Raw genomic sequence first — 14,172 nt, 5'->3', positions numbered from 1 at the left:
TTGTTTAATCACAAGGAAGAATTCAAGACAGCATTTCAGGAGCATCTGGTCGGTCGACTGGGCAAGCCCATGGAGGAGGCACAAGCCGAGGATGTCTATAAGATCCTGGGCAGCATGATTCGTGAATTCGTCGGCAAAAGCTGGGCACAGACAAATCAGATCTATAAGGAGCAGGGGGAAAAGCAGGTGTATTACTTCTCCCTGGAGTTCCTGATCGGGCGTCTACTTGGGAACAATCTGTTGAATCTGGGTATGCTGGAGTTGGTTCGTGACGGTCTGAACGACCTTGGTTGGAGTCTTGACGATATCGAGGAACAGGAGGCGGATGCCGGGCTTGGCAATGGGGGGCTCGGCCGGCTCGCAGCCTGCTTTATGGATTCCCTAGCTTCGCTTCATTATGCCGGACACGGATGCGGTATTCGTTATAAATATGGATTATTCGAGCAACGAATCGTTGACGGGAATCAGGTAGAACTGCCGGATTACTGGCTGCAGAAGGGGAATGTATGGGAGGTTCGACGACCTGACAAAAAGGTGGAGGTTCGCTTCTGGGGACGGGTCGAGAGCAGGGAAGAGAACGGACGGATCATCTATGAAACGAAGGATACGGAAAATGTGTGGGCGGTTCCCTACGACGTTCCGCTTGTAGGCTATCAGAACCAAAAGGTGAACACGCTGCGCATCTGGGAAGCAGAATCCTCGATGGATGCGGTTAATGGCCGTATGCCCGGGGAAGGCGGCTACTATCGCTATCTGGATTACAATCGCTCTGTCGAATCCATTTCGGCTTTTCTGTATCCGGATGATTCCAATGAAGAGGGCAAGCAGCTTCGCCTGAAGCAGCAATATTTCCTGTGCTCGGCGGGACTCCAGAGTATTCTTCGCACCTACGAAAAACAGAAGCTGCCATATGAACAGCTGTCCGAGCATGTAGCGCTGCATATTAACGATACGCATCCGACACTGGTCGTCCCCGAACTCATGCGTATTCTCATAGACGTTAAGGGGCTAGGCTGGGATGAGGCCTGGGGTATTACGACCCGCTCTGTATCCTATACCAATCATACAACGCTCAGTGAGGCTCTGGAGAAATGGCCCGTATCCATGATCCGCAGCTTGCTCCCGCGAGTCTATATGATTATTGAAGAAATCAACAGGCGCTTCTGTGCTTATCTACTGGAGCGTTACCCAGGTGACGAGCAGCGGCTGGCGGACATGGCCATCATCTATAATGATCAGGTACGAATGGCCAATCTGGCTATCGTTGGAAGCCATAGTGTCAATGGTGTCGCTGCCCTGCATACGGAGATTCTGAAGAATCGGGAAATGAAGCCGTTTCATGAGCTGTATCCGGGCCGCTTCAATAACAAGACCAATGGTATCACGCACCGTCGCTGGCTGATGCATGCGAATCCACAGCTGGCTTCATTATTTGACGAGACGATTGGAACGGCATGGGCAACGAAGCCGCGTGAACTGATTGAGTTGCTAAAATATTGTGGGGACAAGTCTTTCCAGGAACGCTTGCAGCATATCAAGCGAACGAATAAAGACAAGCTTTCCGCCTATATCCATTCAAAGCTTGGTATTGAAGTGGATCCTACGTCCATATTTGATGTGCAGGTCAAACGTCTGCATGGCTATAAGCGGCAGCTGCTGAATATTATGCATGTGATGCATCTGTACAATGAACTTAAGAGTAACCCGGGGCTCGATATGGTACCACGCACGTTTATTTTCGGCGCCAAGGCGGCTCCTGGATATTATCTGGCGAAGCAGATTATTAAGCTGATTCATAACGTGGCAGCGGTCGTCAACCAGGACCCGGTCATCAAGGGGCGTATCAAGGTTGTCTTTATCCCTAATTATTCGGTATCCCTGGCGGAGCTTATCATCCCTGCAGCAGATATTAGCGAGCAAATATCGACGGCCAGCAAGGAGGCCTCCGGGACTGGCAATATGAAGTTCATGATGAACGGTGCTCTGACCATCGGTACGATGGATGGCGCGAACGTAGAGATGCATGAAATGGTCGGGGATGACAACATGTTCATCTTCGGACTTAGCTCAGAGGAGATTCTGGAATATTACCGAACAGGCCATTATTCAGCACGCAAGGCTGCCGAGCAGGACCCGCGACTGTATCGTATTATGAATCAATTACTGCAGGATAGTCCGTTCGCGTGTAAGGGCTATGAGTTCGAGTCCATTCACAAATCGCTGCTTGATCACAATGATGAATATTTTGTATTGAAGGATTTTAACGATTATGTGGAGGCGCACCAGCGGATTGATCGCTGCTATCGTAATGAGTCGGAATGGGGGCGCAAGGTTGTCGTGAATATGGCGCATGCTGGCAAATTCTCAAGCGATTGTACGATTATGCAGTATGCCGAAGAGATCTGGGGAATTCGACCTGTACACTAGCTTGGTGCAATAGTAAGAACCATTTTTGAATCCTTTGATGTCATCCGGGCCAACTAACGGTCCGGATTTTTTTGATTATTTTTTGATTATAAGGAGAACAAGATACACAGAAGGTGATGGACAGATTCGGGGGTTAAGGACATCATATTAGCAGAGTGTATGATACTATGGATACTCGAGCACGTTTTGGGTTAATGTAGCAATAGCCCGGTAAGCAACGGTTGCAGGCGATACATTTATTTCATCAAGAGGGAGCAAGGTATGCGGAATATTTGGCAGATTTATATTCAGGACTGGAGAAATGTAGGCAAGGTATCCACAGGTATATTGCTCGTGATTGCAATTGCTTTGCTGCCTTCGGTATATGCATGGATCAACCTCAAGGCTATGTGGGACCCGTACGCTAATACTTCTGGCATTAAGGTGGCTGTCACCAGTCAGGATCAAGGGGCAGAAGTGAATGGCAAACATATAAATGTCGGGGAAGAGGTCATCAGCAACCTGCACAAAAACCAAAAGCTGGGCTGGACCTTCGTCGATGCTGAGGAAGCTCGGCGGGGAGTAGAGACAGGGGAGTATTATGCCAGTCTTCTCATCCCCGAGGATTTCTCTACCCAAATTAGCAGTGTACTGACCGAAAATCCCCAGAAGCCGGAAATTGACTATGCCGTCAATGAGAAGGTCAATGCCATCGCTCCGAAGATCACCTCGTCAGGTGCAACAGCGTTAACTGCTCAGATTAGTCAGAATTTCATTGAGACGGCAAGTAGGGCGGTGCTAACAAAGCTCAAGGAGGCTGGCATCCAGCTAGAGGAGGAGCTTCCGACCATTCGCAACATCGAGAATCGGGTGCTGGAGCTGAATGATCGTCTGGTGGATGTGGAGAGCTTGGGACAGCAAGCGCTGGAGCTGGAGCAAAAGCTGCCAGAAATTAAGCAGCAGGGCGAGAAAATACTCGCATTACGGGATCGAATACCTGAGATTAACAAGGCAGGAGATGTCATCCTCAAGGTAGAAGGTAACCTGGATAAGCTGGATGAGGTCGGTCAGATTATTCTGGACGTTCAGAAGCGGTTACCCGGCATTCAGAAGGCAGGTGACCGCATTGTAGAGCTAGACAGCAACTTCGGCAAGGTAGAGGATGCCCTTGATACGGCTATAGAGGATACGGCACTTGCACTAGAGGTCATCGACGCTGCCCAGCAAGCTTTGCCACAGCTACAGCAGATTGCGGAGACTGGCGGCGATTTTGCGGGTGGTATTCAGCAGTTCCTTAAGAGTAATGAGGCAGCCTTTGATGCTGTGGGTGATGTGACGAAGCAGAACCTGGTCCTCGTCCAGCAGATTGCGGATGAGACTACGCAGATCATCGGTCTCGTTCGCGATGCCGATCTGGACCCGCAGCTCGCGGCTGAAAGATTGAATCGCATGGAAGGCCGGCTAAATACGGCAGCAGCTATCGTAGGGCGATTGTCTGGTATGCTTGGGACGATCAACAGCTATCTACCAAGTGCACCGCTAGATGGGGTCATCAGCAGGATCGATACGGTGCGTGGTCGTCTAACAGAATTAAGTAGCACGCTGGGTCGCATCGAACAAGCCATTCGCCAAGGTCAGGAGCCAGCCAGTAAACTGCTTGATCAGGCGGATCAATTGTCACGCAGCATTAGTGGAGCGGTCGGGGACATCCTGAGCCGCTACGATTCGGATGTCGTGCCAGCGATCAGGCAAGCGCTGCAGCAGCTTCAGACGATTGCAGGAAATTCGGCCAATGTGCTGCAATCCGCTCTGGAACAGCTGCCTAAGCTGGACAAGCTGTTGTCTGATGCCAAGGAAGCTGCGCTCTTCGGTCAGCAGGAGCTGAACCAGCTGAAGGGAGATTTGCCGCAGATCCGCAGTAAGCTGCATGAAGCTGCTTCTACGATTCAGACACGAATGGGAGACTTCACGACGGCTGTGAATGAAGCGGCAGATTTCGTAAATCAAGACCTCCCCGGCGTGAAGGAGAAGATACATCGGGCAGCAGATTTTGTGCGCAATGATCTCCCGCGCGTCGAGAGTGAATTCGTGAAGATGGCGGACCTGATCGAGGAGCGATTCCCTGAGATAGAACGCGCTGTACATCAGGTGGCTGCCTTCGTACGTGACGACCTGCCTGCGGCCGAGAATGCTATTCGCAAGGCGGCAGACACGATCCTGTCACTGCGGAAGGGGAATGAGATCGGCAAGGTCATAGAGCTACTGAAAGGAGATGTGCAGAAGGAGAGTGATTTCCTCGGTAACCCGGTAGAGCTGAAGGAAGAACGACTGTATCCCATTCCGAACTACGGCTCGGCGATGTCTCCTTTCTATACAACGTTGTCCATTTGGGTCGGAGCCATGCTGCTTGTATCCATGTTTCGTGTTGATGTAGAAGACCCGGAGCGGCGCTACAAGAGCTATCAGGTATATTTTGGAAGATATATGACCTTTGCTACGATCGGTATTTTTCAGGCGATCAGTGTGACGCTAGGTGACTTGTTCCTGCTCGGTACATATGTGAGCCATCCGGTGCTGTTCGTCCTATCCTCCATGCTGATCAGCCTGGTATTCACGGCAATTACCTATACGCTCGTCTCTGTATTTGGGAATATCGGCAAAGGTCTGGCGGTTATTCTGCTCGTGCTTCAGTTCTCAAGCTCGGGGGGGACGTTCCCTGTCAGCACCAGCTCGGCGTTCTTCCAGGCCTTGAATCCGGTGGTGCCATTCACTTACGCAGTAAGTCTGCTGCGTGAGACGGTGGGGGGAATCCTTCCAGAGACGGTCCTGCGAGATGTAGTGATGCTGCTGATCTTCATCGGGATTTGCTTCGTTGTAGCTCTGCTATTGAAGAAGCCGCTGAGCCGGATTACCGAACGAATGGCTGAACGGGCCCGTGAGACGAAGCTGATCCCTTGACACCAGTGTTGCGCCCGGGTATAAAAAGTTCATTTGAGCATAGTCACGTCTGCAGCAGAACTTGGATACAGCATAATCTTGTGCCGCCGAATGCTGCTTCTCTAGAGCAAAATGTGGTTAATAAGCTATAAATGAATCACAAAGGCTTCCAGCACCAAGGGAATGAGCGTACAAGCGAGATGTCTTGGGAAGGAAGCAGGGATGGTTAGGAGGAGATTCGGAATGTTTCAATGGTTAAAGGGAAAAAAGAAGCTGGAGCAGCTGGAGGTCATGTCTCCCATTACAGGTAAGCTTCTCAGCCTCAAGAAAGTACCTGACCCAGCCTTCGCGCAGGGTCATATGGGACAGGGGGTAGGAATTGAGCCAACCGAGGGTAAGGTCTATGCCCCCTTTGATGGAAGGGTCGCTCATCTGATGGAGAAGAGCAAGCATGCTGTAATCGTGGAGCATGAGAGTGGGGCACAGGTCCTCATTCATGTCGGTGTGGATACCGTGGCTCTGAAGGGGAACGGCTTTACCGCCCATGTCCAGAGTGGAGACCCGATTACGGCAGGACAGCTACTGCTGGAATTTGATATACAAGAGATTCAAGCGGCGGGATATTCAGTGGTGAGTCCTGTTATTGTGCCGGATGGACTGGATTCGGTGGAGAGCGTGGATACCGGGCAGGTGGAGCTCGATTCGAAGGTGACGGCGAAGACAGGTGGTATCTTCACTGTTCACCTGAGGTAATAAGCGTGCCAATGCAGCCAATGCAGCCAAGGCGCATGAGCCCTATACTCATAACATGTTGAAGCTGAAATAGAATCGGCTGCCTTTTCCTTCAGAATTCATAGAGGGAAGGGCAGTTTTTTGTTCACAGGCAAAAACGAGTGGACTGCTGTAATAGTGGGTATGCATGAAAAACATTTAAAGAAATGAATAAAAGACTTGAAAATTGAAATGGCCACTTTCGTTCATCGTTATAGGCGGATTGACGGAAGGGGCTTTTTGCGTTTTTTATTGATATTGTGGAATTTATAAAGTTATGTATGGAAGAAGGCTAACATTTCAAAAGCTGAATCGTTATACATACGAAGGGAGGTGCAGGATGAAGCCCGGGCAACTGCAGTACATACTTCAGCCTAAAATGCAGGAAATTCGCAACTATCTGATTCGTCTCGGGGCTCCTGCGGCCGACGCGGAGGATGTAGTTCAGGATACGGTGTATAAGGCATTGCTGTATCTGGATTCTATTGATGAACGCAAGCTGAGCGCCTGGCTCTATAGGGTTGCTATCAACGGCTATTATGACTTATGTCGTCGTCGCAAACGAATTATGCTTCCAGTGGATGAACTGGAATTACCCGCAATGGATGAGGACCCGGAAGAGTTTGTCTTGCAGCAAGAAAGGCTTGAAGATATTGAGCTGGCACTGAATGAATTGTTGCCGCTCTACAAGGAGCTTCTGATTATGAAGTATGAGCTGGAGCTATCTTATCAGGAAATATCGGATTTGCTCGGTATCAGGGTGAATCAGGTGAAGTCTGCTTTGTTTCGCGCACGGAAGCAATTTCAAAAAAAGTACAGAGGTGAAAGGTAAGATGACAGCTCCCTGGAATAAGCAAGATGATCAAGAACTCACGAGCTTAATCAAGAAAGCTAAGCGAATGACGTGGCTTCGCAATATTACGATATCTATAGTAGTAACTGTAGTGGTTGGTCTGGCTGCCATTATTGGTAATTCGCAGTTTCTGAATGGGATCGATGGAAAGGCAGTATGGAGAGAGCACGCCATTTTACAAATCAAAGGTGCCAATCTCTTCGAATCCTCCCGTGAGGTACGAAGGGGATGGCTGACTCTACAGGTGGAGAGCCATCGCTATAAAGTAGTCGAGGGTGTTCCTGTACCGTGGAATACGGAGAAGCTGGAATACTCGCTCGGTAACGATTATCGTGGCATTTCATATGGACAGAACAGCATTAGTGTGCCAGATCCGCATATGCAAAGTAATCAGTTCGAATATTATCGCAGCTATAATCCATTTAATGGGCAGCGGGAAATGAGCTTCTACGTTCCAGGTGTCAATTATAACGACAAGATACTGAATGATCTGCCTGCTCTGGCAGAGATGTCACCTGACAAGCTCGTCGAGATGGCCATATCCTTTGATCAGGCTTACACGCCAGAGGAGGTCGCCAATATGCTGCCATCAGGTCTAACACAAGCGTGGTATTGGGTGGACACGTATGATCAGAAGCAGAGGGAGAAGCTGGAATTCATTACGGGGCCGTCGGGAGTCCAGAAATATGGTATCCCCGAATCAAGTAGGCAGGTATACGGGTATGGGCCCGATTGGGAGGGTATTGTGAAGCCAGCACCCGCTCAATTCATAGAGAATTTGCGCCAGCTTCAGCAGGATGGTCGTGAGGATATGGAATTTCGCAAAATCTATGACTATTTGAGACAGGACAAGAGTGCTCCCGTGGCTTCGGATGTCCGCTTGCTCGGAGTCGTACTGACAGGAACAGCCGAGGAGCTGCAGGCTTTGAATGGAAGTAGCTATGTGAGAGGAGCCGTATTGGGAGCGATTGTAGATAAGTATTAAGAGATCGTCTATAGTGGCGCGCCTGATGTTAGAATGGACAGTATGAGTCACTGGTGATCATGTCCACGCTGAGCGAGGAATATGAGAGGGATTTGCAGAGTAGCTCATTCAAAGGGCTGGATTATTAATTTGGTGTAAGGCTCCTCTAATTAACTCTTGTCAGGCTATTCTTCTGAGAAGCTTCCAAACTACGGCCCCTTTCATGTGGCTGAAAAATTAGGTAGAATAGGAAATGTTAGCAGTAATTCTAACTAAAGATCAGGAGGTTGTGCAAGCATGCAATATACCTATCTGGGAAAGTCAGGTCTTAAAGTTAGTCGTCTTTGTCTGGGTACGATGAATTTCGGACCGGAGACAGAGGAGAAGGAAGCCTTTCGGATTATGGATGCTGCTGTGGATGCGGGCATTCAGTTTTTTGACACAGCCAATGTATACGGAAGGGACCGCAGAGGCTGGACAGAAGAAATTATCGGCCGCTGGTTCCAGCAGGGTGGAGGCCGTCGTGAGAAGGTGGTGCTGGCTACCAAGGTCTATGGCGATATGCAAAATGACGTAGACGGTCCTAATGCAGACCGTGGCCTGTCAGCGTACAAAATTAGAAGGCATCTGGACGCCTCACTGAAGCGACTTCAGACGGATCATATTGAGTTATATCAGATGCACCATATTGATCGCAACGTTTCTTGGGACGAGCTGTGGGGTGTGTTCGAGGGCCTTGTGCAGCAAGGGACGGTGGACTACATCGGCTCCAGTAACTTTGCTGGTTGGCATATTGCGGTAGCGCAGGCAGAAGCCAAGGCCAGACACTTCCTGGGACTCGTCTCTGAGCAGCATCTATACAATCTACTGCAGCGCTCGGCTGAGTTAGAGGTGCTTCCGGCTGCGCAGTCACTCGGACTCGGAGTTATTCCATGGAGCCCGTTATCCGGAGGCTTACTTGGACGCAATGCTTTGTCGGGGACCGGCGCTCGTAGCGCGCGCTCCACGGAGAAGCTGGAACAGCATCGTGAGCAGCTTGAGCGGTTCGGGGCATTATGCCGTGAGTTAGGTGAGAAGGAGGATGTAGTCGCCTTGGCGTGGCTACTGACGAATCCGGCAGTGACGGCACCGATCATCGGCCCGAGAACACTGGAGCAGCTGGAGGATTCTCTCCGCATCACGGAGGTTGAGCTGAGTGATGATGTACTGACACAGCTCAACGAGATTTTCCCTGGACCAGGCAGACCAGCTCCAGAAGCGTACTCATGGTAAGCACGTAAGACTAATGGGGTTCGGATTCATGAGTGTGGAGACCTGTAATGGTTAGTGGATTTTTACATTTTACATGAAGGAACTTCATCAGAATGGATACTGGCATTTCTAGATATCTATCTGGAGAAGTCTGGCCAATCTCTCAAGACACCTACGAACAAACTTGAGGGCTAAGGATCTAATAGAGATATATGCAAAATAGCTGATCACGAGCAACTGAAAAGCGATATGATTAGTGTGGCTAGAGTGTATTGTTGAGGTTGAAAAAATAATAGATATAGCACAAGCCGCTGATCCTCATCGAGAGAGATCAGCGGCTTGTGTGTCGAGGCAACATTCGCTGTATTTACAGGCTATTGACATTCTAGTAGCCCGTCTTCATTTAAGCAACTGCCTGTTTGACATCACTTTATTACTCAAGGAATGTAATTAATGATAAGCAGGCAGCCATTCACCGTGAGCTTCTATCAAATCATCACATAGCGAAACGATATCATCCATAGATAGCTCAGCAGCCGTATGTGGATCGAGCATGGCTGCATGATAGATATGCTCTCGGCGCTTGGTTATGGCAGCTTCGATGGTCAGGAGCTGAGTATTGATATTCGTCCGGTTCAATGCTGCCAGCTGAGGCGGAAGATCACCTATATATGTTGGGGCAATACCACTTCTGTCCACAAGACAGGGCACCTCGACACAGGCTTCATTGGGAAGGTTGGTAATAAGTCCGTTATTTAGCACATTCCCTCCGATCTTAAAAGGAATATTAGTCTCCATCGCTTCAAAAATATAAGACGCATATTCATGCGAGCGCTGGTGCTCCAGATTCACATTCCCAACGAGCTCCTCCCTCATCCGAGTCCAGTTGTCAATCTGCTCTATACAACGGCGCGGATATTCATCCAGGGGGATGTTGAATTTCTCAATGAGCTCAGGATAATTTCTTTTTATAAAATAGGGGTGGTATTCTGCATTGTGTTCAGATGATTCCGTCACATAGTAGCCAAATTTCAGCATGAGCTCGAATCTCACCATGTCATGGTGCTTGGCTTCCTTTTGCTTCTCCATGGCCCTCTTTTTGATCTCAGGATACAGGTCCACTCCGTCACGAGAGGCTTCCAGCAGCCAAGCCATATGATTGATACCTGCAATGCGAGTTCTGACTCCCTCAGGGTCCATTCCCAAAGACTCAAAAAGATGCGGTACGCATACTTGAACACTGTGGCACAAACCAACGGTGTTAATACCTTCATGACGACTCATGTAGTTGGTCAGGACTGCCATAGGGTTCGTATAATTGATGAACAACACATCAGGGCAGACCTCCCGGATATCTTCTGCGAACGCTTCCATAACCGGGATAGTTCGGAGATTACGAAAGATCCCACCGATTCCTACGGTATCTGCGATGGTCTGGCGAAGCCCGTACTTCTTGGGAATTTCAAAATCTGTAATTGTACAAGGATCATACCCGCCAACCTGAATGGCATTAATGGCATACTTGGCTCCACGCAATGCTTCCTTGCGGTCCGTGTACGCCTTAATCCTGCACTTGCTCCCGGAGGTAGTACGAATGTTGTTCAGCATAGTTTCAGAATCACGCAGACGCTCTGGATTAATATCAAATAAGGAAATTTCAAAATCCTGCAAAGCCGGCGTGAGCAGGCAGTCCCCTAATACATTTTTGGCAAAAACAGTGCTTCCAGCGCCCAAAAACACGATTTTATCCATATGTTTCAGCCTCCTTAATGTTTTGTGCCCCAATATTGATAATGCTTTTTACATCCTTTACTATAAAGGCGAAATGATTTGATGGGCATGGAACATTGCAATCAACATATGGACATTTGTCGTATGAATGGTCATTTATTACATATTATTAGGCAGAGGAGGAGTAAGTGTGGAGACTCCGGAACACTACGAGCACAGAGTACATATTAATCCATACCTGTCTAACCCTGAGCTGAATGTCATGTTTGCCGGTGCAGCCAGACCCCATCCTTATCACAGGATCGGTCCAGCTGTTCACGACTATGTTCTGCTTCACAGTGTAGACCATGGTCATGGTATTTTTGAGTGGGAGGGAGAATCATACCGGGTGGGCCAAGGCGATACATTCGTTATCTTTCCAGGCGGACTGTTCAGCTATGTATCTGACGGGTCTGAGCCTTGGTCCTACCGCTGGATCGCTATCCAGGGCATATCTGTACTGGAAATGCTCACAAAGGTTGGCATTACAGTCGCAAATCCAGTCATCAAAGGTGCTGATTCAGATGGCTTGGCCTACATATATGAACATATTGAGCAGAGTCTGGCTAAACAAGCGGGGGAGGTATCAACTGAACTAGACACTGGCGGCTGGTTCCGTGTACTCTTGGCGGAGTTTGCTCGTCTGAACACAGATAGACTTCCATCTTCGGCAAGAATCCTGACAGAATCGGAACGCGTAGTGGAACAGGCGATCAGATGGTTTCAAACACAGTATATGATGCCTGTATGTATCGGGAATTTGGCAGCCTCACTTGGCTACCATCGGACACATTTTACCAAGGTATTCAAGCAGGTCACTGGCCTATCTCCCAAGCAGTATATCAAGCGAATCCGTATGGAGAAGGCGAAGGAGCTGCTAAGCACTAGCCTTAACGTAGAGCAGGTGGCAGCTTCTTGCGGATTTTCCGATCCGCTGTATTTCTCAAGGCAATTCAAGAGCTGGACAGGAAAGTCGCCAACCCAATTCAGGGATGGAATGAAACGGATCTATCTTGAAAATGCTCAATCTATTGATTGAGCATTTTGCATATCCTAGGAATGACTTCCGACCGCCAACATTTAAATCAAAATCTCCATATCAATCAGATCTCCAGCAAAATTTTCCCCGACTCGGACAGGTCATAGCCCTGAATCGCTCCCAATTCTCGCCGGAAGCTATCCGAATGAATAACCTGCAGCACACGATCAATCCATTCCTGCCGCTCGGGTGTGCGAAGCATGACGATGTCATATTGCTCCTGAATAAGTGGAATGAACTGTACCGAGCCTACAATGCTGGCAGCTTTTTCGATCCCGATGCCGACATCGGCTTCGCCAGAAGCAACTTTACCTGCAACAGCCATATGATGAGCAGATTCGTCCTGATATCCGAGCAAGGCAGTGCGGTCGATCTGATGCAGTCGAAGCTGCTCATCAAGCAGGACGCGCGCCCCAGAACCTTTCTCACGATTTGCCAGACGGAGCCCTGGTTGTGCGAGGTCCTTCCATCCCTGCAAATGATGCGGGTTACCATTCTGGACGTAAAGCCCGGCTTGTCGGGATAAGAGGCGAACGACAATATAGGAGAAGCCGTTCAGAATTTTGCGAATATAGGGCAAATTATACTCACCACTGTCGCCATCCCACAGGTGGGTGCTGACAATATCGGCCTTGCCTTGATACATGGCGATCAGGCTGTCCAGACTGCCGGCGTAGGAGCGAAGGGGGCGAATGGACATTTGCGGGCTCTCCAGATGCTTTGCAAGAATGTCCAGGCTAATGTCCTGACCCGTAATAACTGCTGTATTGGAATCCTGTGGCTGGGCTGCATACAGTGCCTGTGACGGAATAGTTACAGAAATGGCTGGAGCTGAGGATTCTTGTCTGAGGGATGGGCTCTTGGAACGCTGCTTATATGCTTCAAGATCACTGGCATCCACACGCATTTGCTTGCCTACACGATAGGAAGGGAGCTCTCCTTTTTTGATCAGATCATAGACGGTTAGTTTTGATATTTTGAGCAGTTTGGCGATTTCCTCTGTTGTATACGATACAGGAGAATTCATGAGAGACCTCCATTTAATAAATATTAGGAATGTGACAATTCTGTGATGTCCCATTTGCATGTCATATCCCATGTCATATCCATTGTACACCAAAACAGTTGATACAGCAGGGGCTACGAAAAATCGAAAACGCTGAACTCTATATTGACGTTCAAGGAATGTCGCATAGAAGATATGAATAGAGCTCGTTAATAGTTTACAAGGATTCCCTTCATGGCTATAATGGGTTATGAATTTATACAAGTTATATCTAATTATAACTAAACAAGATTAAACGGGGGATGTAATTGTGAAACGAATCAAATCTACTATGTTCAGTATGCTAACTGTATGCGCACTGCTTCTGATGGTTGCTTGTGGGGCACAGAGCACCGATTCATCCGCTCCGACAGAGTCAACAACTCCGGCAGCTCAGACGGCAAAGAGTAGTACGGACAGTACAGTAACACCAGACGCACAGCAGCAGGTAGAACTGACCATCTCTGCAGCGGCAAGCCTGACGGATGCCCTGAATGAGCTTAAGACTAGCTATGAGGGAGAGCATCCAAACGCGAAGCTGAACTTTAATTTTGGTGCTTCGGGAGCCCTCCAGCGTCAGATTGAGCAAGGTGCTCCAGCAGATGTCTTTATCTCAGCTTCTGCCTCTAATATGAAGGCACTTGTAGAGAGTTCTTTGGTGAAGGACAACAAGACCCTGCTTGAGAATGATCTGGTGTTGGTCGTTCCGGCCAAGGACGGAGTAGAAATCAAGACACTGGATGACTTAAAGGGAGATGCAATTAAGAAGATTGCGATTGGTATTCCTGATAGTGTGCCAGCAGGAAAGTATACAAAGGAAGCATTAACGAATCAACAGCTGTGGGATGAACTGGAGCCTAAGCTTGTACAAGCGAAGGATGTACGCCAGGTGCTGCAGTACGTTGCCACAGGTAATGCAGATGCAGGCTTCGTATACAAGACCGATGCTTTGTCCACTACAGACACCAGTATCTCGTTGACGGTAGATTCCAAGCTTCATTCTCCAATCACCTATCCACTCGGTATCGTTGCTGCCACCAGTCATGAGGAAGACGCTCGTCAATTTTATGACTACTTACAGACTGAGCCTGCACTTCAAGTGTTAGAAAAGTACGGCTTTCGTAAGGCGGAGTAAT

General features: G+C 48.8%; 10 protein-coding genes. 8 read left to right on the top strand and 2 right to left on the bottom strand.

The window, feature by feature from the left end; genetic code table 11:
* The 6 genes from K331_RS0103800 to K331_RS0103775 all read left to right on the top strand — a co-directional run bounded on the left by K331_RS0103800 (window position 1) and on the right by K331_RS0103775 (window position 9,203).
* Window positions 1-2,427 carry a glycogen/starch/alpha-glucan phosphorylase gene (locus K331_RS0103800; RefSeq protein WP_028589256.1) on the top strand — a complete coding sequence of 809 codons (2,427 nt, stop codon included), beginning with the start codon at window positions 1-3 and terminating at the stop codon, window positions 2,425-2,427.
* Between the two features lie 261 nt (window positions 2,428-2,688).
* On the top strand, window positions 2,689-5,364 hold the full coding sequence (locus K331_RS0103795) for a YhgE/Pip domain-containing protein (RefSeq protein ID WP_028589255.1): 2,676 nt from the start codon (window positions 2,689-2,691) through the stop codon (window positions 5,362-5,364).
* A 222-nt stretch (window positions 5,365-5,586) separates the two neighbouring features.
* Entirely contained in the window at window positions 5,587-6,096 is a 510-nt protein-coding gene (locus tag K331_RS0103790; protein WP_028589254.1) for a PTS sugar transporter subunit IIA, read from the top strand.
* Window positions 6,097-6,454: 358 nt separating this feature from the next.
* Window positions 6,455-6,946, top strand: a complete 492-nt coding sequence (locus K331_RS0103785) for an RNA polymerase sigma factor (RefSeq protein WP_028589253.1) — start codon at window positions 6,455-6,457, stop codon at window positions 6,944-6,946.
* Window position 6,947: 1 nt separating this feature from the next.
* Window positions 6,948-7,952, top strand: a complete 1,005-nt coding sequence (locus K331_RS0103780; RefSeq protein WP_028589252.1) for an anti sigma factor C-terminal domain-containing protein — start codon at window positions 6,948-6,950, stop codon at window positions 7,950-7,952.
* A 276-nt stretch (window positions 7,953-8,228) separates the two neighbouring features.
* Window positions 8,229-9,203, top strand: a complete 975-nt coding sequence (locus K331_RS0103775; protein WP_028589251.1) for an aldo/keto reductase — start codon at window positions 8,229-8,231, stop codon at window positions 9,201-9,203.
* Window positions 9,204-9,632: 429 nt separating this feature from the next.
* On the opposite strand, the gene melA is transcribed toward K331_RS0103775, so the two are convergent.
* A complete protein-coding gene (gene melA / locus K331_RS0103770) occupies window positions 9,633-10,934 on the bottom strand; it encodes an alpha-glucosidase/alpha-galactosidase (RefSeq protein ID WP_028589250.1) in 1,302 nt (433 codons plus the stop codon).
* A 169-nt stretch (window positions 10,935-11,103) separates the two neighbouring features.
* Here melA and K331_RS0103765 point away from each other — a divergent pair, with 169 nt between their 5' ends.
* Window positions 11,104-11,991 carry a helix-turn-helix domain-containing protein gene (locus K331_RS0103765; RefSeq protein WP_028589249.1) on the top strand — a complete coding sequence of 296 codons (888 nt, stop codon included), beginning with the start codon at window positions 11,104-11,106 and terminating at the stop codon, window positions 11,989-11,991.
* 64 nt (window positions 11,992-12,055) lie between these two features.
* Here the strand turns inward: K331_RS0103765 and K331_RS0103760 are convergent, their stop codons facing one another.
* Complete coding sequence (locus tag K331_RS0103760; RefSeq protein ID WP_028589248.1) at window positions 12,056-13,018, bottom strand: helix-turn-helix transcriptional regulator; 963 nt, start codon at window positions 13,016-13,018, stop codon at window positions 12,056-12,058.
* 286 nt (window positions 13,019-13,304) lie between these two features.
* Between K331_RS0103760 and modA the strand changes: the two genes are divergently transcribed.
* Window positions 13,305-14,171 carry a molybdate ABC transporter substrate-binding protein gene (gene modA, locus K331_RS0103755; RefSeq protein ID WP_404821467.1) on the top strand — a complete coding sequence of 289 codons (867 nt, stop codon included), beginning with the start codon at window positions 13,305-13,307 and terminating at the stop codon, window positions 14,169-14,171.
* The last annotated feature ends 1 nt before the right edge of the window (window position 14,172 follow it).

The organism is Paenibacillus massiliensis subsp. panacisoli DSM 21345, from assembly GCF_000426545.1.
GTDB classification, from domain to species: domain Bacteria; phylum Bacillota; class Bacilli; order Paenibacillales; family Paenibacillaceae; genus Paenibacillus; species Paenibacillus panacisoli.
This window is presented reverse-complemented; position numbering and strand designations above follow the sequence as displayed.

Coding starts and splice junctions, on each gene's coding strand:
- K331_RS0103795 (WP_028589255.1), top strand. CDS start 2,689: ATGCGGAATATTTGGCAGATTTATATTCAGGACTGGAGAAATGTAGGC.
- K331_RS0103790 (WP_028589254.1), top strand. CDS start 5,587: ATGTTTCAATGGTTAAAGGGAAAAAAGAAGCTGGAGCAGCTGGAGGTC.
- K331_RS0103785 (WP_028589253.1), top strand. CDS start 6,455: ATGAAGCCCGGGCAACTGCAGTACATACTTCAGCCTAAAATGCAGGAA.
- K331_RS0103780 (WP_028589252.1), top strand. CDS start 6,948: ATGACAGCTCCCTGGAATAAGCAAGATGATCAAGAACTCACGAGCTTA.
- K331_RS0103775 (WP_028589251.1), top strand. CDS start 8,229: ATGCAATATACCTATCTGGGAAAGTCAGGTCTTAAAGTTAGTCGTCTT.
- melA (WP_028589250.1), bottom strand. CDS start 10,934: ATGGATAAAATCGTGTTTTTGGGCGCTGGAAGCACTGTTTTTGCCAAA.
- K331_RS0103760 (WP_028589248.1), bottom strand. CDS start 13,018: ATGAATTCTCCTGTATCGTATACAACAGAGGAAATCGCCAAACTGCTC.